24 protein-coding genes and 1 pseudogene are annotated in these 21376 nt (G+C 72.9%); 15 read left to right on the forward strand and 10 right to left on the reverse strand.

Annotation, left to right across the window (positions count from 1 at the left end; all coding sequences use genetic code 11):
• Window positions 1-7 precede the first annotated feature (7 nt).
• A complete protein-coding gene (gene trxA / locus ACVHNB_RS15085) occupies window positions 8-406 on the reverse strand; it encodes a thioredoxin (protein ID WP_428950656.1) in 399 nt (132 codons plus the stop codon).
• Between the two features lie 143 nt (window positions 407-549).
• On the opposite strand from trxA, the gene ACVHNB_RS15090 reads away from it, so the two are divergent.
• Window positions 550-1977 carry a dihydrolipoyl dehydrogenase family protein gene (locus tag ACVHNB_RS15090; RefSeq protein WP_428950655.1) on the forward strand — a complete coding sequence of 476 codons (1428 nt, stop codon included), beginning with the start codon at window positions 550-552 and terminating at the stop codon, window positions 1975-1977.
• 110 nt (window positions 1978-2087) lie between these two features.
• Entirely contained in the window at window positions 2088-2561 is a 474-nt protein-coding gene (locus tag ACVHNB_RS15095; protein WP_428950654.1) for an SRPBCC family protein, read from the forward strand.
• Here ACVHNB_RS15095 and ACVHNB_RS15100 read toward each other — a convergent pair.
• The gene (locus tag ACVHNB_RS15100) at window positions 2558-3235 is read right to left on the reverse strand and encodes an AIM24 family protein (protein ID WP_428950653.1); all 678 of its coding nucleotides are present in this window, start codon (window positions 3233-3235) and stop codon (window positions 2558-2560) included. The genes ACVHNB_RS15095 and ACVHNB_RS15100 overlap by 4 nt on opposite strands.
• An 84-nt stretch (window positions 3236-3319) precedes the next feature.
• Entirely contained in the window at window positions 3320-4090 is a 771-nt protein-coding gene (locus tag ACVHNB_RS15105; RefSeq protein WP_428950652.1) for a DUF3472 domain-containing protein, read from the reverse strand.
• A 274-nt stretch (window positions 4091-4364) separates the two neighbouring features.
• Between ACVHNB_RS15105 and ACVHNB_RS15110 the strand changes: the two are divergent.
• The 3 genes and pseudogenes from ACVHNB_RS15110 to ACVHNB_RS15120 form a co-directional block, all read left to right on the forward strand.
• A pseudogene (locus tag ACVHNB_RS15110) lies at window positions 4365-4424 on the forward strand (hypothetical protein); the annotation flags it as partial.
• Between the two features lie 185 nt (window positions 4425-4609).
• Window positions 4610-4858: a hypothetical protein gene (locus ACVHNB_RS15115; RefSeq protein WP_456229016.1), complete on the forward strand. Its 249-nt coding sequence runs from the start codon at window positions 4610-4612 to the stop codon at window positions 4856-4858.
• The gene (locus ACVHNB_RS15120; RefSeq protein ID WP_456228320.1) at window positions 4855-6072 is read left to right on the forward strand and encodes an MFS transporter; all 1218 of its coding nucleotides are present in this window, start codon (window positions 4855-4857) and stop codon (window positions 6070-6072) included. Before ACVHNB_RS15115 ends, ACVHNB_RS15120 begins: the two co-directional genes overlap by 4 nt.
• Here ACVHNB_RS15120 and ACVHNB_RS15125 read toward each other — a convergent pair.
• The 3 genes from ACVHNB_RS15125 to ACVHNB_RS15135 all read right to left on the reverse strand — a co-directional run bounded on the left by ACVHNB_RS15125 (window position 6037) and on the right by ACVHNB_RS15135 (window position 8273).
• Entirely contained in the window at window positions 6037-7254 is a 1218-nt protein-coding gene (locus ACVHNB_RS15125) for a methyltransferase (RefSeq protein ID WP_456228321.1), read from the reverse strand. The two genes, ACVHNB_RS15120 and ACVHNB_RS15125, sit on opposite strands and share 36 nt — an antisense overlap.
• Window positions 7255-7337: 83 nt before the next feature.
• A complete protein-coding gene (locus ACVHNB_RS15130; protein ID WP_428957452.1) occupies window positions 7338-7628 on the reverse strand; it encodes a tetratricopeptide repeat protein in 291 nt (96 codons plus the stop codon).
• 126 nt (window positions 7629-7754) lie between these two features.
• The gene (locus ACVHNB_RS15135; protein ID WP_456228322.1) at window positions 7755-8273 is read right to left on the reverse strand and encodes a helix-turn-helix domain-containing protein; all 519 of its coding nucleotides are present in this window, start codon (window positions 8271-8273) and stop codon (window positions 7755-7757) included.
• Between the two features lie 90 nt (window positions 8274-8363).
• Between ACVHNB_RS15135 and ACVHNB_RS15140 the strand changes: the two genes are divergently transcribed.
• The 3 genes from ACVHNB_RS15140 to ACVHNB_RS15150 all read left to right on the forward strand — a co-directional run bounded on the left by ACVHNB_RS15140 (window position 8364) and on the right by ACVHNB_RS15150 (window position 10850).
• Window positions 8364-9185 carry an N-formylglutamate amidohydrolase gene (locus ACVHNB_RS15140; RefSeq protein ID WP_428950648.1) on the forward strand — a complete coding sequence of 274 codons (822 nt, stop codon included), beginning with the start codon at window positions 8364-8366 and terminating at the stop codon, window positions 9183-9185.
• Window positions 9178-9675 (forward strand): flavoprotein, encoded by a 498-nt coding sequence (locus ACVHNB_RS15145; protein ID WP_456228323.1) that lies wholly within the window; start codon window positions 9178-9180, stop codon window positions 9673-9675. Before ACVHNB_RS15140 ends, ACVHNB_RS15145 begins: the two co-directional genes overlap by 8 nt.
• 62 nt (window positions 9676-9737) lie before the next feature.
• Window positions 9738-10850, forward strand: a complete 1113-nt coding sequence (locus ACVHNB_RS15150; protein ID WP_456228324.1) for an ADP-ribosylglycohydrolase family protein — start codon at window positions 9738-9740, stop codon at window positions 10848-10850.
• A 40-nt stretch (window positions 10851-10890) separates the two neighbouring features.
• On the opposite strand, the gene ACVHNB_RS15155 is transcribed toward ACVHNB_RS15150, so the two are convergent.
• The 3 genes from ACVHNB_RS15155 to ACVHNB_RS15165 form a co-directional block, all read right to left on the reverse strand.
• Window positions 10891-12054 (reverse strand): alpha-hydroxy-acid oxidizing protein, encoded by a 1164-nt coding sequence (locus ACVHNB_RS15155; RefSeq protein ID WP_456228325.1) that lies wholly within the window; start codon window positions 12052-12054, stop codon window positions 10891-10893.
• A gap of 97 nt (window positions 12055-12151) precedes the next feature.
• Window positions 12152-13030 (reverse strand): alpha/beta hydrolase fold domain-containing protein, encoded by an 879-nt coding sequence (locus tag ACVHNB_RS15160; RefSeq protein WP_456228326.1) that lies wholly within the window; start codon window positions 13028-13030, stop codon window positions 12152-12154.
• Window positions 13027-13584 carry a quercetin 2,3-dioxygenase gene (locus ACVHNB_RS15165; protein WP_456228327.1) on the reverse strand — a complete coding sequence of 186 codons (558 nt, stop codon included), beginning with the start codon at window positions 13582-13584 and terminating at the stop codon, window positions 13027-13029. The genes ACVHNB_RS15160 and ACVHNB_RS15165 overlap by 4 nt, the downstream gene beginning before the upstream one ends.
• 116 nt (window positions 13585-13700) lie before the next feature.
• Between ACVHNB_RS15165 and ACVHNB_RS15170 the strand changes: the two genes are divergently transcribed.
• The gene (locus ACVHNB_RS15170; RefSeq protein ID WP_456228328.1) at window positions 13701-14159 is read left to right on the forward strand and encodes a MarR family winged helix-turn-helix transcriptional regulator; all 459 of its coding nucleotides are present in this window, start codon (window positions 13701-13703) and stop codon (window positions 14157-14159) included.
• Here ACVHNB_RS15170 and ACVHNB_RS15175 read toward each other — a convergent pair.
• Window positions 14137-15417 carry a phytase gene (locus ACVHNB_RS15175; RefSeq protein ID WP_456228329.1) on the reverse strand — a complete coding sequence of 427 codons (1281 nt, stop codon included), beginning with the start codon at window positions 15415-15417 and terminating at the stop codon, window positions 14137-14139. The two genes, ACVHNB_RS15170 and ACVHNB_RS15175, sit on opposite strands and share 23 nt — an antisense overlap.
• 208 nt (window positions 15418-15625) lie before the next feature.
• Between ACVHNB_RS15175 and ACVHNB_RS15180 the strand changes: the two genes are divergently transcribed.
• The 6 genes from ACVHNB_RS15180 (at window position 15626) to ACVHNB_RS15205 (ending at window position 21372) form a co-directional block, all read left to right on the forward strand.
• Complete coding sequence (locus ACVHNB_RS15180) at window positions 15626-16279, forward strand: GntR family transcriptional regulator (RefSeq protein ID WP_428950640.1); 654 nt, start codon at window positions 15626-15628, stop codon at window positions 16277-16279.
• A 44-nt stretch (window positions 16280-16323) separates the two neighbouring features.
• Window positions 16324-17076: a PIG-L deacetylase family protein gene (locus ACVHNB_RS15185; RefSeq protein ID WP_428950639.1), complete on the forward strand. Its 753-nt coding sequence runs from the start codon at window positions 16324-16326 to the stop codon at window positions 17074-17076.
• On the forward strand, window positions 17076-17780 hold the full coding sequence (locus ACVHNB_RS15190) for a 4-carboxy-4-hydroxy-2-oxoadipate aldolase/oxaloacetate decarboxylase (RefSeq protein ID WP_456228330.1): 705 nt from the start codon (window positions 17076-17078) through the stop codon (window positions 17778-17780). The genes ACVHNB_RS15185 and ACVHNB_RS15190 overlap by 1 nt, the downstream gene beginning before the upstream one ends.
• Entirely contained in the window at window positions 17777-18883 is a 1107-nt protein-coding gene (locus tag ACVHNB_RS15195; RefSeq protein WP_456228331.1) for a 4-oxalomesaconate tautomerase, read from the forward strand. Before ACVHNB_RS15190 ends, ACVHNB_RS15195 begins: the two co-directional genes overlap by 4 nt.
• Window positions 18880-19848: a VOC family protein gene (locus tag ACVHNB_RS15200; RefSeq protein WP_428950636.1), complete on the forward strand. Its 969-nt coding sequence runs from the start codon at window positions 18880-18882 to the stop codon at window positions 19846-19848. The genes ACVHNB_RS15195 and ACVHNB_RS15200 overlap by 4 nt, the downstream gene beginning before the upstream one ends.
• 189 nt (window positions 19849-20037) lie before the next feature.
• Window positions 20038-21372 carry an MFS transporter gene (locus ACVHNB_RS15205; RefSeq protein ID WP_428950635.1) on the forward strand — a complete coding sequence of 445 codons (1335 nt, stop codon included), beginning with the start codon at window positions 20038-20040 and terminating at the stop codon, window positions 21370-21372.
• Window positions 21373-21376 lie beyond the last annotated feature (4 nt).

Raw genomic sequence — 21376 nt, forward strand, 5'->3', positions numbered from 1 at the left:
CCTGGGCTCAGCCCTCGTCGGACTGCTGGGCCTGAGCCTGCGCCTGCTGCTCGGCGACCGACTTGCGGACCTCGTCCATGTCCAGCTTGCGGGCCTGGCCGATCACGTCGTCGAGCGCCTCCTGCGGCAGCGCGCCGGGCTGCGCGAACACGGCCACCTGATCACGGACGATCATCAGCGTCGGAATCGACTGGATGCCGAACGCGGCGGCCAGCTCCGGCTGCGCCTCGGTGTCGACCTTGCCGAAGACCAGGTCCTGATTGGCCTCGGCGGCCTTCTCGTAGACGGGGGCGAACTGCTTGCAGGGCCCGCACCAGGACGCCCAGAAGTCGATCAGCACGAATTCGTTCTCCGTGACCGTCTGATCGAAGTTCTCCTTGGTCAGCTCCACGGTGGTGCTGCTCATGGTGTTTTCCCTCTTCCTGCTTCCTGGGTTCGGGGCGAAGCCGTAGGGGGCAAAGCCGCTGTGCACAACGGTCCGCGGGGCGGACGTATTCCGCGCTCGTACCCATGTGGCTCACGGGCACACCTACGACCACACTGGGGCCTATGAAGGAAGCCATGGAGTACGACGTCGTAGTGGTGGGAGCGGGACCGGTCGGCGAGAACGTCGCGGACCGGGCACGGGCGGGCGGGCTCAGCGCCGCGATCGTGGAGAGCGAGCTCGTAGGGGGCGAGTGTTCGTACTGGGCGTGCATGCCCAGCAAGGCGCTGCTGCGGCCCGTCATCGCCCGCGCCGACGCCCGCCGCGTGCCGGGCCTGCGCCAGTCCGTGCAGGGTCCGCTGGACGCCGCCGCCGTGCTCGCCCACCGCGACGACTACACCTCCCACTGGAAGGACGACGGACAGGTCGGCTGGATCGAGTCCATCGGCACCGACCTCTATCGCGGCCACGGCCGCCTCGACGGACCCCGCCGCGTCACGGTCACCGCCGACGACGGCACCGTCACCACCCTCACCGCCCGGCACGCCGTGGCCGTCTGCACCGGTACCCGCGCGGCCCTGCCGGACCTGCCCGGCCTCGCCGGGGCCAAGCCCTGGACCAGCCGTGAGGCCACCAGCTCCGACCATGTGCCCGGCCGCCTGGTCGTGGTCGGCGGGGGAGTCGTGGCGACGGAGATGGCCACCGCCTGGCAGGCGCTCGGCTCGCAGGTCACCGTGCTCGTACGCGGTGACGGGCTGCTCAACCGGATGGAACCGTTCGCCGGGGAACTGGTCGCGGACGCGCTGCGCGAGGCCGGCGCCGACGTGCGCACGGGCGTGTCGGTGACGGCCGTCGAGCGCGAGGGCGCCACCGTCACGGTCACCCTCGGCGACGGCTCGACCCTGGAGGCCGACGAGATCCTCTTCGCCACGGGCCGCGCCCCGCGCACCGAGGACATCGGCCTGGAGACGGTGGGCCTGAAGCCCGGGTCGTGGCTGAGCGTCGACGAGACCCTGCGCGTCGAGGGCAGCGACTGGCTCTACGCGGTCGGCGACGCCAACCACCGCGCCCTCCTCACCCACCAGGGCAAGTACCAGGCCCGTATCGCGGGCGCCGCGATCACGGCGCGGGCCGCCGGTGTCCCGATCCTGGAGACGGACCGCTGGGGCGCCCATGCGGCCACCGCCGACCGGTCCGCGGTCCCGCAGGTCGTCTTCACCGACCCGGAGGCGGCGAGCGCGGGCCTGACGCTGGCCGAGGCGGAGGCCGCGGGCCACCGGGTGCGCGCCGTCGACTACGACATGGCGAACGTCGCCGGATCCGGTCTCTACGCCGACGGCTACACCGGCCGCGCCCGGATGATCGTCGACCTCGACCGGGAGATCCTCCTCGGCGTCACCTTCGTCGGCCCGGGCGTCGGCGAACTCATCCACTCGGCGACGATCGCGATCGCCGGCGAGGTCCCGATCGACCGGCTGTGGCACGCGGTGCCCGCGTACCCCACGGTCAGCGAGGTGTGGCTGCGGCTGCTGGAGACGTACCGGGACCAGTAGGCCCGGCCGGCGCGTCGCGGGCCACCGCCCCGTCCGGACCCACCGAAGTGTCCGAACGGGGCGGGCGGGGCGAAGCTGAAGGTCACTGCCTCCCGAGGAGCGTGATCGACGTGGCCCGCAACCGCCGTCTCATCCTCAGTCCGCCGTCCGCGGTCTGGGCGCTGCTGTCCGACGGCTACCGCTTCGGTGAGTGGGTGACGGGCACCCAGCAGGTCCTGACCGCGGACCCGGACTGGCCCGCGGTCGGCGCCGCGCTCAAGGTGCGGGTCGGGCTCGGCCCGCTGACTCTCGACGACACCAGCGTCGTCCGGATCTGCGAACCGGAGCGCCGCCTGGAACTGGAGGCGAAGGCGGACCCCTTCGGCGCGGCCCGCATCGCCATGAACCTGCTGCCCTGGGGTGAGCACACGCTCTTCGTCCTCGACTGGCACCCGCTGCGGGGCCCCGGGACCCGGATGCACGGGCTCCCGGTGGACTACCTGGTCAGGGTCCGCAACGGCATGATGCTGACGAAACTGGCCCGGATCGCGGTACGGGAGCGCGAGCGGGCCGGTCACGTGACGGCAGGCCCGGACCGCGGCTAGTGCTGCTGCGGCTTCTGCGGCGTCGCCTCGCTGGGGCGGACGACCACGAAGCCGTCGCCCTCCAGCATCAGCTGGACCGCCTCGCCGGAGCCGCCGCGGATCATCGAGCCGATGGACTGCGAACGGTGCAGCGAGGTACGGAGGCTGGTGGTCCAGCCGACCACCGCGTCGGTGTCCACGTACACCGGCTGCTGCGGGGAGACCGGCAGCACCAGCGGATTGCCCTCGCAGACCAGGCCCAGCTTGCCGTGCCCGGTGAAGACGCTGTTGAACAGGCCGCCGCCGGAGATGCCCGCGCCCTTCACGGTCTTGATCTCGTAGGACAGCGAGGCGTCGAAGCACAGCACGTTGCGGCCGTTGACCGTGAACGTGTCGCCGGGCTCGATGTCGACGACGAAGACGTTCTGCGCCTCCTGCGCGAACCACGCCTCGCCCTGGCCGTGCACCTTCATCAGGGCCAGGCCCTCGCCGGTCACGGCCCGCTTCAGCATGCCGCCGACGCCCTGGCCCTTCCGTTCGAACTGCAGATTCCCCCGGTAGGCGATCATCGCCCCCTGCCGCGCCAGCATCTCGCCGTTGACCACGTAGCGGATCGACTTGGCGTTCTGGACGGTCATGCCCGGCGCGACAGCGGGCTGCACCATGTACTCGTTCGCGAAAAGATCACCCTTCATGCGGGCATCGTCGCCCGGAGGGATCCGTTCCGACAAGCATGAAAGCCGAACGGCCCGCGGGCGAGGAGGCGGTCGGCTCTCCGGTCACTCGCCGCTGTACTGGTCGCCGGTGACGGTCACTTGGCGTCCGGCCGCCGTGTCCGTCGACGTACTGCTCAGGCAGCTGCCCGACGCCGGGTCGGTGACCGTGGGCAGCCCGCCCGTGGAGGTGACGCCGCCCTCGGTGCCGGTCGGCTTCCCGTACGTCACCGTGACGCGCTGCCCGCAACCCGCCGTCTGGTACGGCTCGACGAACCCGGAGTCCGACGCCTTGAAGCGGCCCGACGCCACCGGGAGCCGGAAGCTGCCGATGTGGGCGACCGCGGCGCCGGTCGCGGTGTTCACGACGTCGCCGGTCATCAGCTGCGTGGTGCCGTCGTCGCTCGCGCGCTGCAGCACGATGCTGTACATCGTGCCCTTGGTGTAGTCGAAGCGGACCGCGCAGCTGACGCCCGCGCCGCCGTCCGCGCCGTACTGGCAGTTGCTGTCGGTGGTGGTGGCGTCGGCGTTGAACGAGCTGAAGACCGCCTGGAGTTGGGACTTGCCGTTGCTGCCGACGGGCTTGGGCTGGAAGCCGGCGTAGGGGCGGGTGCCGCTCTCCAGGGTCGTGTAGTACGCGAAGTAGATGCCGGACGCGTCGGGCGCCGCCTCGAACGACATCGGCAGGGTCAGTTTCGTGACCGGGGTCGGCGCCCCGGTCGACCAGCGGACGGTGGGGGTGGAGGCCCAGCTCTGGCCGCTCGCGCCCAGGGTGAGCAGTGCGGTGGCGCCGAGGGTGGTGAGGACGCGACGGGTGCGTGTGGAGGGAAGTCTCATGAGCGGCAGGATGTAAGCGTTTGCTGTCAACTCGCAAGAGGGGGCGACGAGTTACTGCTTTTTACTATGGCTGGGAGGGTGGGAGGCGTAGTAATCGCTTGCGCCGTACCGGATGAATGGCTGCATCGCGAAGAAGTGTTCGCGAAGTACTCTTCCGGAAGGAGTCTTCTGCTTCTAGGGTCGGCGCATGGCAGACCTGCCCGATTCCCCGCGCCCCGCGCCGCACGGCGACATCACCCTCGACACCGCCGCCCTGCGCGTCCTCGCGCACCCCATGAGGCTCGCGCTGCTGAATCGGCTGCGACAGCAAGGGCCCTCCACCGCGCGGCAGTTGGCTCAGCACTTCGACCTGGATTCCGGGGCCGCCAGCTACCACCTGCGGCGGCTCGCCGCGGGCTCATCGAGGAGGACGCCGAGCGGGGCAACCGGCGCGACCGCTGGTGGCGGGCCCTGCACCGCGGCTCGCAGCACGACCCCGCCGAGCGCGGCGGAACCGAAGGGCGCGCGTACTCGCAGGCCGTGGCCCTCGCCGCCGCCGAGACGCTGCGCCGGGCCGCCGCGCAGCTGCCCGGCATGCCCGACGAGTGGTTCGGGGTCTCGGCCTTCACCGATCTCACCGTCCACGTCACACCTGAGGAACTCGCAGCGCTGAAGCAGGAGTTGTACGCCGTCGTGGCACGGTACCGGGACAAGGAGCCCGCGCCGGGCGCGGCCGCGGCCACCGTGCAGTTCCAGGCGTTCCCGGCGGACCGGGCCCTGGAGCCGTGACCGCCACGACGCATGCCCCCGCCGCCCACCGCGACGCGAACGTGCTGCGCTGGCTCGGCGCCTACACCACGTCCGTCACCGGGGACGTCGTCTACTTCACCGCCCTGACCTGGGCCGCCGCCGAAGCCGCGGGACCGGCGCGGGCCGGGTTCGTACTCGCCGCGGGAGCCGTGCCGCGGGCCGTCCTGATGCTGTTCGGCGGCGTCCTGGCCGACCGGCTGGGCCCGCGCCGGGTACTCATCGGCAGTGATCTCGTACGGTGCCTGACGATCCTGGCCGCCGCCGCGCTGACGTACGCCCGCGGACCCGAACTCCCCGTGCTGTGCGCGCTCGCGGTCTGCTTCGGCGTCGCCGACGCGCTGTTCCTGCCCGCCGTGGGCGCGCTGCCGACACGCCTGACCGTGCCGGGGCAGCTCACGCGGGTGCAGGGCATGCGCTCCCTCGCGGTGCGCTTCGCCAACACCGCCGGGCCGTTCGCCGCCGCGGCGGCGCTGACCGCGGGCGGCGCGGCGGGCGCGTTCACCGGGGTCGGCGCCCTGTTCGGCCTCTCGCTCGCCCTGCTGCTCGTCCTGCGGGTGCCGGGCGGCACGGTACGGGCCGAGACCTCCGGGTGGAGCCAACTGTGCGACGGACTGAGGTACTTGAGAGGGCGGCGGCGCCTCCTGCGCCTCGTCGCGGTCATCGGGCTCGGCGAGATGTGCTTCAGCGGCCCGGTCGGCACCGCCCTCGTCCTGCTGACCGGGGAGCGCGGCTGGAGCCCCGGCACGCTGTCCCTGCTCCTCGGCGCGTTCAGCGTCGCGGGCGCCGTCGTGGGCGTCGCGCTCACCGCCCTGCCCCGCGTCCCGGCGCCCGGCGCCGTGCTCGCCGGCTGCCTGCTCGCCACGGCCGCCCTGGTCACCGCGCTCGGTCTGGCCCGACCGGGACCGGCCGTCGCCGTGGCGCTGTGCGCGCTGCTCGGCGCCGCGAGCGGCATCCCGATGATCCTCGGGCACGCGCTGCTCCAGCAGTGGACCGCACCCGGCTACGTCGGCCGCGTCACCTCCGTCACCTCGCTGTGCACGCTCGGCCTCAGCCCGTTCCTGTTCCCGCTCGCCGGGCTCGTCACCGCGGCCTGGGGCGCCGGGGTGTTCCTGGCGGGGTGCGGCGCGGTGAGCCTGCTGGCCGCCGCGCTCGCCGCCTCACCGGCGCTGACCGCCCCGCCCCCGGCCCGGTGACCGGTCCTGCTTGACGGCCTTCAGGACCACGAACTTCGGGTCACTGGCGACGAGTTCACTGTTGCCGAAGAGACGGCGCAGCTTCAGGTGGTAGCCGAGGTGCCGGTTGCCGACGACCCACAGCTCGCCGCCCGGCCGCAGCGCGGCCCGCGCCTGCGTGAACATGCGCCAGGCCGTGGCGTCCGTCGTCGCCTGGTGCGTGTGGAAGGGCGGATTGTTGAGGACCAGGTCGACACTCGCGGCGGGCACCTGCGCCAGGCCGTCCCCGACCCGGAAGACGGCCTTGCCGGGCCGGTCGCCGCAGCTCTCCGCGTACGTCGCCTCGGCCGAGGCCACCGCCTGGTGCGACTCGTCGGTGAACAGGACCTCCGCGTCCGGGGCCGTCAGCGCGGCGGTCGTCCCGACGACGCCGTTGCCGCATCCCAGGTCGACGATCCGCGCGGCGCCCGTGGCCCGCGGCAGATGCTGCAGGAAGAACCGGGTGCCGATGTCCAGGTGCTCGGCGCAGAACACCCCCGCGTGATTGACGACCGTGCGCCCCGCCGACGGGCCGATGCCGTCGGGCAGCCGATAGCGGTGCGGCCACGGGTTCCGGCCGGGGGACAGCGGCAGGTCCGGCGTGCTGAAGACCAGCCGCGCCTTCTTCTCGGCGAGCGACGTGCGGGTCGGACCGATGATCCGCTCGAACAGGTTCAGCGTCGAGGTGTGGATCTCCTTCACCATGCCGGTGCCGACGACCACGGTGTCCGCGTGCAGCGCGGGCCGCAGCCGGTGCAGCTGGTCCTCCAGCAGGGCGAGGCTCTTCGGCACGCGGACCAGGAGCACGTCGACGCGGTCCGGCGGGGTGTCCCGCGTGGTGAGCAGCCGGGCCCCGGACCGCCCGGCCCGCGTCAGGTTCTCCTCCGTCGCCCGCTGTCCGAGGTACGAGTCCGAGATCAGCGTCGGCGCGCAGCCGTCGGCCCCGGTCAGTGCCGTGCCGAGGGCGCCCCAGCGGTCGCCCACCACCACGACCGCGCCGGACAGGTCGGTGCCGCTGCCGGCGAGGTGCTGGAGCAGATATGTGTCGGCGGCGTCCCAGGCGCGCAGCTGGTCGCGGGGGTCCGCCGGGAAACGGGTGAGGTCCACGTCTCCCCACGGTGTGGTCAGACGGTGGGCCGGGGCGGGCTGATCAGTGCGGTTCATCGTCCGCCCAGGCTAGCCGAGCTCCTGCTCACAGCGATGCGGCCGGGCTCGCGCACCGGCCGCACCGTGCGCCCTGGAGTGGCTCAGGCCTCCGGGAAATCCCCCGAGAGGGCCGCCGCCATCCGCAGATGCGGCGCGGCCTCGGCGTCCCGGCCCTGGCGCTCCAGCGTCCGCCCGAGCATCAGCCGGGCGTAGTGCTCGACCGGGTCGCGCTCGACGATGATGCGCAACTGGTCCTCGGCGCGCCGCAGTTGAGCCGAGTGGTAGTAGGAGCGGGCGAGCAGCAGACGCGGACCGACCTGCTCCGGGACCTCCTCGACGAGACCGTCCAGGATCCCGGCGGCGGTCGTGAACTCCTTCGCGTCGAAGAACATCCGCGCCCGCTCCCAGCGCTCCGCGGCCGTCCCGTGCGTGTAGTACTTCTGCTCCACGGTCACCTCCTCTTCGACGCGATCAACGGAGGGGGCGCATGGCATATTCCCCAGGCCTTTCTGTGCAGGTCACCCGACCGATCGGCCCAGGTCGGCCCGGAGCGCCGCCTCCAGTTCGAAACGGGCGTCCGGGTCGTCGAGTGCGGGGCCGAACAGGCGCTGGAGGTGATGCAGCCGGCGGCGGGCCGTCCGCGGATGGATCGCCAGCCGCTCGGCCAGCTCGGGCGCGCTGCCGTGCGGGCTCTGCAGGTGTGCGAGCAGGGTGTGGGCGAGCCGGTCGCGCTGTTTCGGGGTGAGCGCGGCCAGCGGTGCCAGCCTGCGGGCGGCCATGAGCCGCACCAGCGCGGGGTCCGCGAGCAGCAGCAGCCGGGCGAGCCGCAGCGGACCGTCGCCCGGCCCGTGGGCGCGCAGGGTGCGGGCCCACCGCAAGGAGTCGGCGGCCTGGCGCAGCGGCACCTCGGGCCCCGCGATCCCCGCCCGCTCACGCAGCAGGCGCTGAATCCGCGGGTCCCGCAGTAGCGCGGTCGGGTCGGGCACGAGAAGGCAGGGCGCGGACCCGTCCAGGTCGACGAGCACACCGGGCGGCACCCGGTACCGGCGCCCTGCCGGGCCCGTCTCGGGGTGACCTCAGGGCGCCTTCCGGACCGACCGGGCCCCGGGCCGGGAGAGAGTGGAGGCATGGACACCACGGACAGATCCGCACCCGGCGCGGGACCCGCGCACCGGCTGGTCCCCGGCGACCCGGCCTCCCCGGTCCTTCTCCACGTGCCCCACGGCTCCCGCACGGTCCCGCCCGACGTCCGGGCCGGCCTGCTGCTCGACGACGCCGCCCTGGAGCGGGAACTGGACCTCATCACCGACGCCCGCACCCAGGACATCGCCGAGCACGCCGCCCGGTCCGCGGCCGTGACCCCGTGGCGCTTCGTCAACGAGCGCTCCCGGCTCGTCGTCGACCCCGAGCGGTTCCCCGACGAGCGGGAGGAGATGCGCGCGGCCGGTATGGGCGCCGTGTACACCCGCACCACGCAGCGCGCGCCGCTGCGCCCCGAACCGCCCGCCGACGAGAGCGCCCTGCTCACCACGTACTTCCACCCGTACGCGGAGGCGATGACCCGGGCCGTCGAGGAGCGTCTGGCGGCGACCGGCCGGGCCGTCGTCATCGACGTCCACTCGTACCCGAGCCGCGCCCTGCCCTACGAACTGCACGGCACGGACCCCCGCCCGCCCGTCTGCCTCGGCACCGATCCCTTCCACACCCCCGACGCGCTGCTGGCCCTGGCCCGCGAGGCGTTCGCCCCGCTCGGCGCGATCGGTCTGAACACCCCCTTCGCCGGGACGTACGTCCCCCTGCGGCACTACGGCACGGACGCCCGGGTCAGCGCCCTCATGCTGGAACTGCGCCGCGACGTCTACCTGGACGAACCGGTCACTGCGCACGACGGCCTGACGAAGGCCGCGGCGTGTCTCGCCGAGCTGATCGAGGCGGTGGACCGTGTCTGAGCCGTTCCTCTACGTCGTCGTGTGCGCGGCCCGGATCGCCGACGGCGTCGGGCGGCTGATCGACGACGCGCAGGCCGCGGGCTGGGACGTCGGGGTGATCGCGACACCCACGGCGCTCGGCGGCTTCTTCGACCGCGCCGCCGTCGAGGAGCGGACGGGCCGCCCGGTGCGCTCCGCGTGGCGCTCGCCCACGACGCCCCGCCCGTTCCCGCCTGCGGACGCGATCGTCGTCGCGCCCGCCACGTTCAACACGGTCAACAAGTGGGCGGCGGGCATCGCCGACACCCTCGCCGTGGCCACGCTCTGCGAGGCGTACGGGGCGCGTGTACCCGTCGTCGCCGTGCCCTGCGTGAACGAACAACTCGCCCTGCACCCCGCCTACCAGGACAGTGTCCGGCGGCTGCGCGGGATGGGCGTACGGTTCGCCGCGGGCGAGTTCCGCTGGGAGACGGCGACGGAGCTGCTCGCGCAGGTCAGAGCGGGCAGCTGACAGGTGCCCGGCACCACCGGAATCGATACCCGGATCCGTACACCACAGAGAGGCGCACCACCTTGTCCCATGAGAAAGAGCACCAGAGGCGTCTCTTCGCCCGGCAGTCCCGCGTACGGGGAATGATGCTCGGCCTGGCTCTGGGGGACACGGTGGGAGGCGCCCGGGGCACGTTGCCGGCCGCGGGAACGCTACGAGCCGGCGTCAGCACACAGCTGGCCTGCTTCACCGCCGAGGGCGTCATCCGCGCCCAAGTACGCGGAAACCACAAGGGGATCTGCTATCCGCCGGGCGTGATCCTGCACGCCTACTGCCGGTGGGCCCACCTGCAGGGCATTGAGCCGGAGAAGATGCGGCGCCGCTGGAACGCGTCAGGCACCACGACGTGGCCGGACGGCTGGCTCGCGGGCGTGCCCGTACTGGCCGAGCGGCGCGGCAGCGCACCGGCGACGGTGACGGCCCTGTCGCGGATCGAGGAGGGCCAGGACAGGATGGCCACCGCGAGCCGGGGCTGCCACGCGCTGACCCGCAGCCTCCCCGCCGCGGCCGCCGGCCCCGGAGGAATCTCCCGGGCCGGCGCGCTGGCCGCGCTCACCCACGGCGATTCGGCCGCACAGGCCGCCACCGTTCACGCGACCGTGCTGGCACACCACTGTCTGAGCCATCCCGCCGCTGAGAGCGGTGCGTCCTCCCGGACCGGAGCGTCCGTCCGGGAGGCGCTGCATGCAGGCGTCACCGCGCTGCCGTCCGTAGGAGAGCCCCTCACCGGCGAGGAGCACCGCCGACTGACCGCAGCGTTCCGGCAAGCGGTCGACGAGCCGGTGGACGCGGGACGTCTCGCACGGCTCGCACCGGACGCCACCGCCCCCTCGGCCCTGCTCGGCGGCCTCTACACAGCGGCCGCGTTCCCCGAGCCCGCCGCCTTCCGGACCGCGCTGGAGTTCGCGGCGGGCGCCCCGGACGGTGACTCGGTCGCCTGCGTCACCGGCGCGCTCCTCGGCGCCGTCCACGGAGCCGAGGCGCTCCCGGTCGACCTGGCCGGCCGCCACGAACTGGCCTGGGTCCTGGACACCTTGGCCCGCGACCTGGTCCTCGAATTCGACGACTCACCCAGCGGCAGCGAGTACATCCAGGGGTGGGACCCGTACTGGTGGCACCGCTATCCCGGCTGGTGACGATCAGGGCAGCGTGGAGCTGGTCCACTCCGTCGCCGGCTCAGGACCCCCGCACGACGGCGAGCGTCTGCGGCGTCAGGTCCGCGAGCGTCGGATAGCCGTCCACCGCCATGATCAGATCGGCCTCGGCGAGCAGCGTGCGCAGGACGTGGACCAGGCCGTCCTCGCCGCCGGCCGCGAGTCCGTAGGCGTACGGGCGTCCGACACCGACCGCCGTCGCGCCCAGGGCCAGTGCCTTGACGATGTCGGCGCCCGAGCGGATCCCGGAGTCGAAGAGGACCGGCAGGCCGTCCGCGGCCTCGACGACGCCGGGCAGCGCGTCGAGCGCGGGCAGACCGCCGTTGGCCTGTCGGCCGCCGTGGTTGGAGCAGTAGATGCCGTCGACGCCGCCGTCGCGCGCCCGGCGCACGTCCTCCGGGTGGCAGATGCCCTTGAGGATCAGCGGCAGATCGGTGAGCGACCGCAGCCACGGCAGGTCGTCCCAGGTGAGCGGGTTGCCGAAGAGGCCGACCCAGGACCCGACGACGGCCTGCGGGTCGTCGGACGGCGTCAGCTCCTTGAAGCGCGGGTCCGAGGTGTAGTTGGCCAGGCAATGACCGCGCAGCTGCGGGAAGTTCGAGGTCGACAGGTCGCGCGGGCGCCAGCCGGTCACCCAGGTGTCGAGGGTGACGACGATGCCCTTGTACCCCGCGGCCTCGGCCCGCTTGACGAGGCTCTCGGCGAGCGCCCGGTCGGTCGGCGTGTACAGCTGGAAGAAGCCCGGGGTGTCGCCGAACTCCGCGGCCACGTCCTCCATCGGGTCCACCGACAGGGTCGAGGCCACCATCGGCACACCCGTCCGCGCCGCCGCCCGGGCCGTCGCCAGATCCCCGTGCCCGTCCTGCGCGCACAGCCCGATCACGCCGACCGGCGCCATGAACAGCGGCGAGGGCAGCCGCAGTCCGAACAGGTCGACGGACAGGTCCCGCTGGGCCGCGCCGACCATCATGCGCGGCACGAGCCCGTACCGCTCGAACGCCCGCACATTCGCCCGCTGGGTGTGCTCGTCGCCCGCGCCGCCCGCCACGTACGACCACACGGACGGCGACAGTGCGGCCCGCGCCCGCTCCTCCAGGGCGCCGAACTCCATCGGGAGGGAGGGCACGACACCGCGCAGTCCGTCGAGGTAGATCTCGTACTGGTAGTCGCCGAACTGCGGGCTCATCGCACACCTCGTCATCGAAGTCCTGAAGTTGACGCCGGATCCGGGAAACGGACCGGCGCACCCCAATCTGCCAGCACTTTCGCGCCCGGCAAAGAGGTCAGCCGACCTTGAGGGCGAACTCCAGGGAGGTCGTGAAGATCTGCTCCACCCCGTCCTCGTCCAGGCCGGTCCAGCCGTGATTCGCCCCGGGCACCGTCCGCAGTTCGACCGGCGCTCCCGCCGCCCGCAGTGCCGCCGCCAGATCCTGACCGTGCGACACCGGAACCATCACGTCGTCCTCACCGTGCAGGACGAGGAAGGGCGGCGCGTCCGCGTGCGCCTGCCGCACCGGGCTGGCGGCGACGGCCAGTTCGGGGACGGCCGCCGGCGCCGCTCCGAGCAGCAGGGCCTCCATGGTGGCCGGAGCGGCGGGGTCGAACGGTGGCCGCGCGGTCGTCAGGTCCGCGGGCCCGTACCAGACGACCGCGCCCGCGAGCGGCGGATCGGTGTGGGTCAGGGCCAGGAGCGAAGCCAGATGGCCGCCCGCGGACTCGCCCCACACCACGGTGCGCCGCGGATCGACACCGAGCTCGTCCGCGCGGATCCCGAGCCATCGCAGCGCGGTGCGCAGATCCTCCAGCGGCGCCGGGAAGTTCGCCTCCCCACTGAGCCGGTAGTCGACGCAGGCGACGGCGAGCCCCGCCGCCGCGATCCGCTCGAACGGGCCGGGCTCCCAGGGCCGGGTGCGCGCACCCATGTCGTCGCGGCGTCCGCGCCGCCAGGCCCCGCCGTGGGCGAACAGCACCACAGGAACGGGCGATGCGGCTTCGGGGCCGGGCAGCCACAGGTCCAGCTCCAGCGGCCGGCCGCCGTCCACGAGCCCGTAGGGAACGCCCCGCAGCACGCGGATCCCGCCCGCGCGCCCGGCGGCCGGGGGCAGGGGCGCGGCGTCCGGGTGCGGGGCGGCGATCAGTCCCAGCAGCTCGGCCGGCGTCATGAGGTCCTCCAGTGCTGGTCGGGCAGGAACTGGACATCGTACTTCTGGGGCACGGTGGCGAACTTCTGCGGCTCGGGCACGAACGGCGTGCGCGGCAGGCCGTGTTCCTCGGCCGGGGTGCCCAGCGTCTCGAAGAACCGCTCGAAGGTGCCGCCGGGGCCGGCCGCGACACCGACGATCTGGGTGTGGTGGCGCTCCATGCGGTAGGCGTGCGGGCAGTTCTTCGGGACGAAGCCGAAGTCCCCGGGCGTGAGCAGGCGTTCGGTCTGCTCGCCCTCGGTGTCCTCGACGAACAGACGGACCGCGCCGTGCGTCACGTAGAAGACCTCGTAGGTGTCGGCGTGCAGATGCGCCGGGATGATGTCGCCCTTGGGGCCCTCGCAGGTGAAGAAGTTGAAGGTGTTCTCGGTCTGCTCGCCGCCCGCGTAGACCGTGATCAGGTCCCCGAACAGGTGGGCCCGGTCGCCCTCGCCCTTCTCGATGACGTACGGCTTTCCGGGCGCGGGCGGGATGCGGGAGGCGCTCCGGTAGCGCGTCGCGTACTCGATGGTCATGACTGCTCACCCTCACTGTGTCAGGCCGCCTGACGGTTTATGTCAGGTACCCTGACATGTGACGCGGCCGGCGGGCAAGGGCCCGGACCCGGGCCGTGCGTGAGCGCGAGGATGCGATGACCGGGACCCGACGTGATCTGCCGCAGCTCCTGGGCGAGGCCCGGCGCTGGTTCGAGGAAGGGCTGCTCGCCGCGCTGGCCGCCGACGGGGTGGCGGCGGTGACGCCGCCGCAGATACAGCTGTTCGCCGCGCTCGACGAGGACGGCACCACCGTGGCGGAGCTCGCCCGGCGCACGGGTGTGACCCGGCAGACCGTGCACCAGTCCGTGCACACCCTGGTCGCCGCCGGGCTCCTGGAACAGGTGCCGGACCCCTCGTCGGCCCGGCAGCGGCTGATCGTCCGTACGGCCGACGGGCGGCGCGCCCACGAGCGGGCGCGCCGCGCCGTCGACGGACTGGAGCGGCGGCTCGCCGACCGCATCGGCGCGGAGGCGGTGGCCGCGCTGCGGTCCGCGCTGGAGGCGCCGTGGGGCGAGCCGCCCGCCGGTCCGGTCAGTCGTCCACCGCGGCGGTGACCTCGGCCAGGTCCACGAACTTGAAGTCGGTGGAGGGGCGTTCGGGGTCGCCGGGCGCGTCGTGCCCGTCCTGCACGACCAGGAGGCCGTGCGGGTAGCGGCGGCCCAGCGGGGCGTTCAGCGCGGCCGCGCCGTCGCACTCCTCGGAACCGTCGAGCGCCGCGGAGGCCGGGACGACCCGGAAGCCGCCCTCGTACTCGTTGCCGTCGGACACCTCGCGGTCGTACGCCGCGAAGGTGTCGTCGCCCTGGCTGGACGCGAGCAACAGACCCTCGCCGTCCTTCCGCGCGACCAGGGTCAGGCCCTCGACGTCCGCGGTGAGGTGGCTGCCGCCGAAGCCGGGGTCGGCGCCCGCGACGCACTCCTCGGTCGCCTCGTCGTAGGTGCCGGGCACCCCGTACGCGCGCACCTTGTCGACCAGCTTCGGCGTGCCCGTGAGATCGGCGCGCAGCCGCCAGATCCCGACATCCTCCTGGCCCGCGTACAGCGTGCCGTTCGCCGGGTCCACCACCATCCCCTCGACCTGCGGGAGTTCACCGGGCTCGGCGCACGGTGACCACGTCCTGCCGTCCGGCAGGCGGAAGGCGGCGGGCAGGTCGAGGGTGCGGACCGTGCGGTAGCCGACGGTGCCGTCCCGGTGGCCGGTCAGCTCCAGGAGGGCGAGCCGGGTGCGCTCCCGGCGGCTGACGAGGGCGTAGGAGCGGCCCGTCGACCGGTCGGTCCAGGTCGCCAGGCCGTACGCGGTGCGCTGTTCGTCGATCTCCTCCTGGGATCCGGAGAAGACCGCGGGAGCGTCCGGGTCGGTGACGTCCGTGAGGGGTCCGCCGGGGCGGTCGCGGTCGATGCGGTAGACGCGGAGCCGGTCGCTGCCGCGGTCCGTGGTGACCGCGAGGTCGGACAGGCGCGCGCTGTGCACCAGGTCGACATTGTTGAACCGGCCCGGCGCGTGGTCCGGGCCCGGCGCGGCGGGCGCCGGTACCGACTGCACCTCGCGCGCGTCCAGGTCGTACACGCGCAGGCCGCCCTGTTTGGCGGTGGCGATGACGAGGCTGCGGTCCGGGTCGGCGGCGTCGCGCCAGATCGCCGGGTCGTCGGCGTCGGCGTTCCCGCCCGCCTCGTCGTCGTGCAGGGCGGCCGTCTCGGCGCGCGGTGTCACGGCGGGCGGCGGGGCGGCGGCGCGGACCGGCGCCGTGACTGTCACGGCGAGCGCGGCGACGGCCGTGGCGAGGACGGCCAGGGGCGTCCGGAGGGTGACCACGGAAGGGCTCCTTCATGTCGGGGACATGGCGAACTCATCCTGTGATCTTGGCGTGAGGGGGAGGGGAGGCGGGGATGGCCCGGGCGCGTACGGCGGGTGAACTCGGGGGCGAGGAGCGATCGCGGCGACACGGAAAACGCAAACAAAATCGTTGACAATCTTGTTGGCCTAGATTTAGCGTCGACAGGCACTCACTCAGGGAGGGCAGATGCCGAAGGAAGCCCGTCCAGGCTCCGGAGAGCAGGCCAAGCAGTACGCGCTGGAGCGGTTGCGGCAGGCGATTCTGCGCGGCGAGATGGCACCGGCCCAGCGGCTGGTGGAGAACGAACTCGCCGAGCAGTACGACGTCACCCGCGCGAGCATCAGGGCGGCGCTGCTCGACCTCGCCGCCGAGGGGCTGGTCGAGCGGATCCGCAATCGCGGGTCACGAGTGCGCGTGGTCACGGTCGAGGAGGCCGTGGAGATCACGGAGTGCCGGATGGTGCTCGAAGGGCTGTGCGCGGCCAAGGCGGCGAAGGACGCCACCGACGCCCAGCTCGACGAGCTGACCGACCTGGGCAAGGCCATGTCCAAGGCGGTCGCCGACGGCGATCCGATCTCCTACTCCGAGCTCAACCATGACCTGCACGCCCGCATCCGGGACATCTCCGGCCAGCACACGGCCGTCGGGCTCCTGGAGCGGCTCAACGCCCAACTGGTGCGTCACCGCTTCCAGTTGGCGCTGCGCCCGGGCCGTCCGCAGCAGTCCCTGAGCGAGCACCTGGCCGTGATCGAGGCGATCCGGGCCAGGGATCCACAGGCGGCCGAGACGGCCGTCCGCGCCCACCTCCGCAGCGTGATCGACGCCTTGCGCGCCGGCTGACGCCGCCCCGGGCGGGCGCACACCTGTCAGCAAGGAGATGCAGCATGACCAACGGCAACGCGCCCGCCGCCCCGCCCCGATCGACACTGGTGATCACCGCCCACGCAGGGGACTTCGTGTGGCGGGCCGGTGGCGCCATCGCCCTGGCCGCGGCCCGGGGCGAGAAGGTCACCCTCGCGTGCCTCACGTTCGGCGAGCGCGGCGAGTCCGCGAAGGCCTGGCGCGAGGGCCGGGGGCTCGACGAGATCAAGGCGATACGCCGTGACGAGGCCGAGCGCGCCGCCGCCGAACTCGGCGCCGAGGTCCGCTTCTTCGACGCCGGCGACTACCCGCTCGTGGCCACCGCCGAGCTGACCGACCGGCTCGTCTCCGTCTACCGCGAGACCCAGCCCGACGTCGTCCTCACGCATCCCGCCGAGGACCCGTACAACGGCGACCACCCGGCCGCCCACCGCATGGCCCTGGAGGCCCGCGTCCTCGCGCAGGCCATCGGCTACCCCGGCGACGGCGAGATCATCGGGGCCCCGCCCGTCTTCTGCTTCGAGCCGCACCAGCCCGAGATGAGCGGCTTCAGGCCCGAGGTCCTGCTCGACATCACCGAGGTCTGGGACACCAAGCGCAAGGCCATGGAGTGCCTCGGCGCCCAGCAGCACCTGTGGGAGTACTACACCGACCTCGCCGTGCGCCGCGGCGTGCAGCTCAAGCGGAACGCGGGCCCGAACCTGGGCCTGGCGCACAGGACCATGGCCGAGGCCTACATGCGCCCCTACCCGCAGATCGCGAAGGAGCTCGCCTGATGCCCGGCGTCATCGTCACGAACCCGCCGAAGGCCGGCCCGGAGGAGGTCGAGGCGCTCGCCGGATTCGGCGTCGCCACCGTGCACGAGGCGATGGGCCGCACCGGACTGCTCGGCCACCGTCTGCGCCCCAACCAGCAGGACACGCGCGTCGCCGGCACCGCGGTCACCGTCCTGTCCTGGCCCGGCGACAACCTCATGATCCACGCGGCCGTCGAGCAGTGCGGCGAGGGCGACATCCTCGTCGTCACCACCACCTCCCCGTCCACGGACGGCATGTTCGGCGAACTGTTCGCCACCGCCCTCCAGCGGCGCGGAGTGCGCGGCATCGTCACGAACGCCGGTATCCGCGACACCGCGGAGCTGCGCGCCATGGGCTTCTCCGCCTGGTCGGCCGCCGTGTCCGCGCAGGGCACGGTGAAGGCGACGGGCGGCAGCGTCAACGTCCCCGTCGTGATCGGGGGCCAGGTGATCCGCCCCGGTGACGTGATCGTCGCCGACGACGACGGCGTCGTGGTCGTGCCCCGCGAGCGCGCCGCGCAGGCCGCCGAGAAGTCCCGGGCCCGCGAGGACAAGGAGGCCGCCACCCGCGCCGCCTTCCTGGAGGGTCAACTCGGCCTGGACCGCTACGGGTTGCGCACGACGCTGGAGGACCTCGGGGTCGAGTACCGGACGTACGAGCAGCACACCGGAGCCGGGGCGTGACCGGGCCCGCGGGGGTGCGCTGCCTGCTGATGCGCGGCGGCACCTCCAAGGGCGCGTACTTCCTGGCCGAGGACCTGCCCGCCGAACCGGCGGCCCGCGACGACCTGCTCCTGCGGATCATGGGAAGCCCCGACCCGCGCCAGATCGACGGGCTCGGCGGGGCGCACCCCCTGACGAGCAAGGTCGCGGTCGTCTCGCCCTCCGGCGACCCCGAGGCCGACGTCGACTACCTCTTCCTCCAAGTAGGCGTCGAAACAGCGGAGGTGGCGGACCGTCAGAACTGCGGCAACCTCCTGGCCGGAGTCGGCCCGTTCGCGGTCGAGCGCGGTCTGGTCCCGCCCGGACGGGACGAGACCGCCGTCCGCATCCGCATGGTCAACACCGGGGACCTCGCCACGGCGACCTTCCCGACCCCGGGCGGCCGCGTCGCGTACTCGGGTGACGCGGAGATCTCCGGCGTACCCGGCACCGCCGCGGCGGTCGTCGTCGAATTCCCGCCCGGAAACGGCCCGTTGCTGCCCACCAGGCACGTCCGCGACACCGTCTCCGGGACCGAGGTGACCTGCGTCGACAACGGGATGCCGACGGTCCTCGTCCCCGCAGAGTCCCTGAAGGTCACCGGTGACGAGGACCCGGCGGATCTGGAGGCGAACGAGGAGTTGGCGCTCCGCCTGCGTGACATCAGGCTGGCAGCGGGGGAGTTGATGGGGCTCGGCGACGTCTCGGCGGCCACCGTCCCCAAGCTGACACTCCTCGCCCCGCCGCGCCACGGCGGCGCGGTCACCACCCGCACCTTCATCCCCGTACGCTGCCACACCTCGATCGGGGTCCTGGGCGCCGCGAGCGTGGCCGCGGGGCTGCGGATCGAAGGCAGCGTGGGGGCCGGCCTCGCGGCGCCGCCCGCCGACGGTGACCGGCTGCGCATCGAGCACCCCACCGGATTCACCGACATCGACAGCAGCCTCACCACCGGCCCGGACGGCCTGCCCCGCGCCCGCCGCACCGCCGTGGTCCGCACCGCCCGCAAGATCTTCGACGGCACCGTCTTCCCCCGGCCCGCCGCGACTCCTCTGCCCGCACGATCCTCAGGAGGTCAAGGATGACTCCGCCCCTCGGCGACATCGCCCACGTCGGCCACGCCCAGCTGTTCACCCCGGACCTGGACGCCAGCGTCGCCTTCTTCACCGACTTCCTCGGTCTCACCGTCAACGGCCGCGACGGCGACACCGTCTACTTGCGGACCTTCGACGACTACGAGCACCACAGCCTCGTCCTCACCGCGCGCGAGCAGCCCGGCCTCGGCCGGCTCGCCCTGCGCACCTCCAGCGAGGAGGCGCTCCAGCGCCGTGTGAAGGCGGTCGAGGAAGCAGGCGGCAGCGGCCACTGGGCCGAGGACGAGCCCGGCCTCGGCAAGCTCTATGTCACCACCGACCCGGACGGCCACGAACACGCCCTCTACTGGGAGAGCGAGCACTACCAGGCCCCCGACGCGCTCAAGCCAGCCCTCAAGAACCAGCCGCAGGCCAAGCCCGACCGGGGCGTCGGCGTCCGCCGCCTGGACCACATCAACTTCCTCGCCGCCGACGTCCTGGCCAACGCCGAGTTCCAGCAGAACGTGCTGGGCGCCCGGCCGACCGAGCAGATCCGGCTCGACACCGGCCGGGTCGCCGCCCGCTGGCTGACCTTCACGGACAAGTCGTACGACGTCGTCTACACCGAGGACTGGACCGGCAGCGAGGGCCGGCTGCACCACATCGCCTTCGCGACCGACACCCGCGAGGACATCCTGCGCGCCGCCGACCTCGCCATCGACACCGGAGTCTTCATCGAGACGGGACCGCACAAGCACGCCATCCAGCAGACGTTCTTCCTCTACGTCTACGAACCCGGCGGCAACCGCATCGAGCTCTGCAACCCCCTCACCCGCCTCGTCCTCGCCCCCGACTGGCCGCTCGTCACCTGGACCGAGGCGGAGCGCGCGAAGGGCCAGGCCTGGGGCCTGAAGACGATCCGGTCGTTCCACACCCACGGCACACCTCCCGTCGCGACGCCGCCCGCAGAGGCCTGAGCGAGCCACCGGCCCCGGGGACCGCCACCCACCCCGGGGCCGAATTGTTTCTTAGATTGTCAACAAAAGTGTTGACGACGGGGTCGGGACTTCTTAACGTGCCGCTCACACCCCCCCGCTCCGGCCGCCGCACGGCCGTCCCCATCCCACCGCTCCAGGGACCCTCCTCCCGGACGAGAGGAAACAACGATGTCCTCCTCTGTGACCCCGCCGACCGCGCGCCGCGGCGCCAGAATGGCCAAGCTGGTCTTCGCCCTGTGCTGGCTCGCCGTCCTCTTCGACGGCCTCGACATGTTCATCTACGGCTCCGTGCTGCCGCACATGCTCGACACGAAGGCGCTCGGCCTCGACCCGGACCAGGCCGGCGACCTCGGCAGCTACGCCACCTTCGGCATGCTGATAGGCGCCCTCACCGCGGGCACCGTCTCCGACCGCATCGGCCGCAAGAAGATGATGGTCGGCTGCGTCACCCTCTTCTCGCTGGCCTCGGGCCTGTGCGCGATCGCCCCGAACGTCACCACGTTCGGCCTCGGCCGCACCCTCGCCGGCATCGGCCTCGGCGGCCTGCTGCCCACCGCGATCACGATGGTCTCCGACTACGCCCCCCGCGGCCGCGGCGCGCTGATCGTCGGCGGCCTGATGACCGCGCACCACGCGGGCGGCATCCTCTCCGCGTACGTGGCCACCTGGGTCGTCGAACCGCTCGGCTGGCGGGCCGCGTTCTGGTTCTGCGTCGTCCCGCTGCTGTTCGTGCCGGTGATGGCCAAGGTGCTGCCGGAGTCCCTCAGCTTCCTCGTCGCCAAGGGCCGCACCGACGAGGCGCAGCGGCTGTCCGCCGCGTACGACGTGGAACTGCCCGCGGTGAAGACGCGGCGACCGGACGGAGCGGGCCGCTGGGACGCGCTCGTCGACCTGTTCCGCGCGAACCAGTGGGTCCAGACCCTGCTGTACTGGCTGGCCTCCTTCGGCGGCCTGCTCCTCGTCTACGGTGTCGCGACCTGGCTGCCCACCCTGATGCGCGCGGAGGGCTACGACCTCGGCTCCTCGCTGCAGTTCGTGGTCGTCTTCAACCTCGGCGGCATCGTCGGCATGCTGGTCGCGGGCCGCGCCGCCGACCGCTTCGGCGCCCCGCGCATCTCCGCGATCTGGTTCCTGTGCACGGCGATCAGCGTCTACCTGCTGAGCATCCACATGGCACTCGCGCTCACCTTCGTGATGGTCTTCCTCGCGGGTGTCTTCCTGAACAGCGCCCAGACCATGATCTACGCGACGGTCTCGATCCGCTCCGCCCCCGAGAGCCGGGCCACCGCGGTCGGCTGGACCTCCGGCATGGGCCGCTTCGGCGCCGTCTTCGGCCCCTGGCTCGGCGGTCAGCTGCTCGCCTCCGGCAACGGCGACCGGGGCTTCACGGCCTTCGCCCTCACCGGCGTCTTCTCGATGGTCTTCATCGGGATCGCGTCCCTGCGGAAGGGGCAGCAGGCCGCGCAGCGGAGCACGGACCAGCCGGTGCCGGCCGTGCACTGAGCCG

This window comes from Streptomyces sp. YJ-C3, from assembly GCF_053891275.1.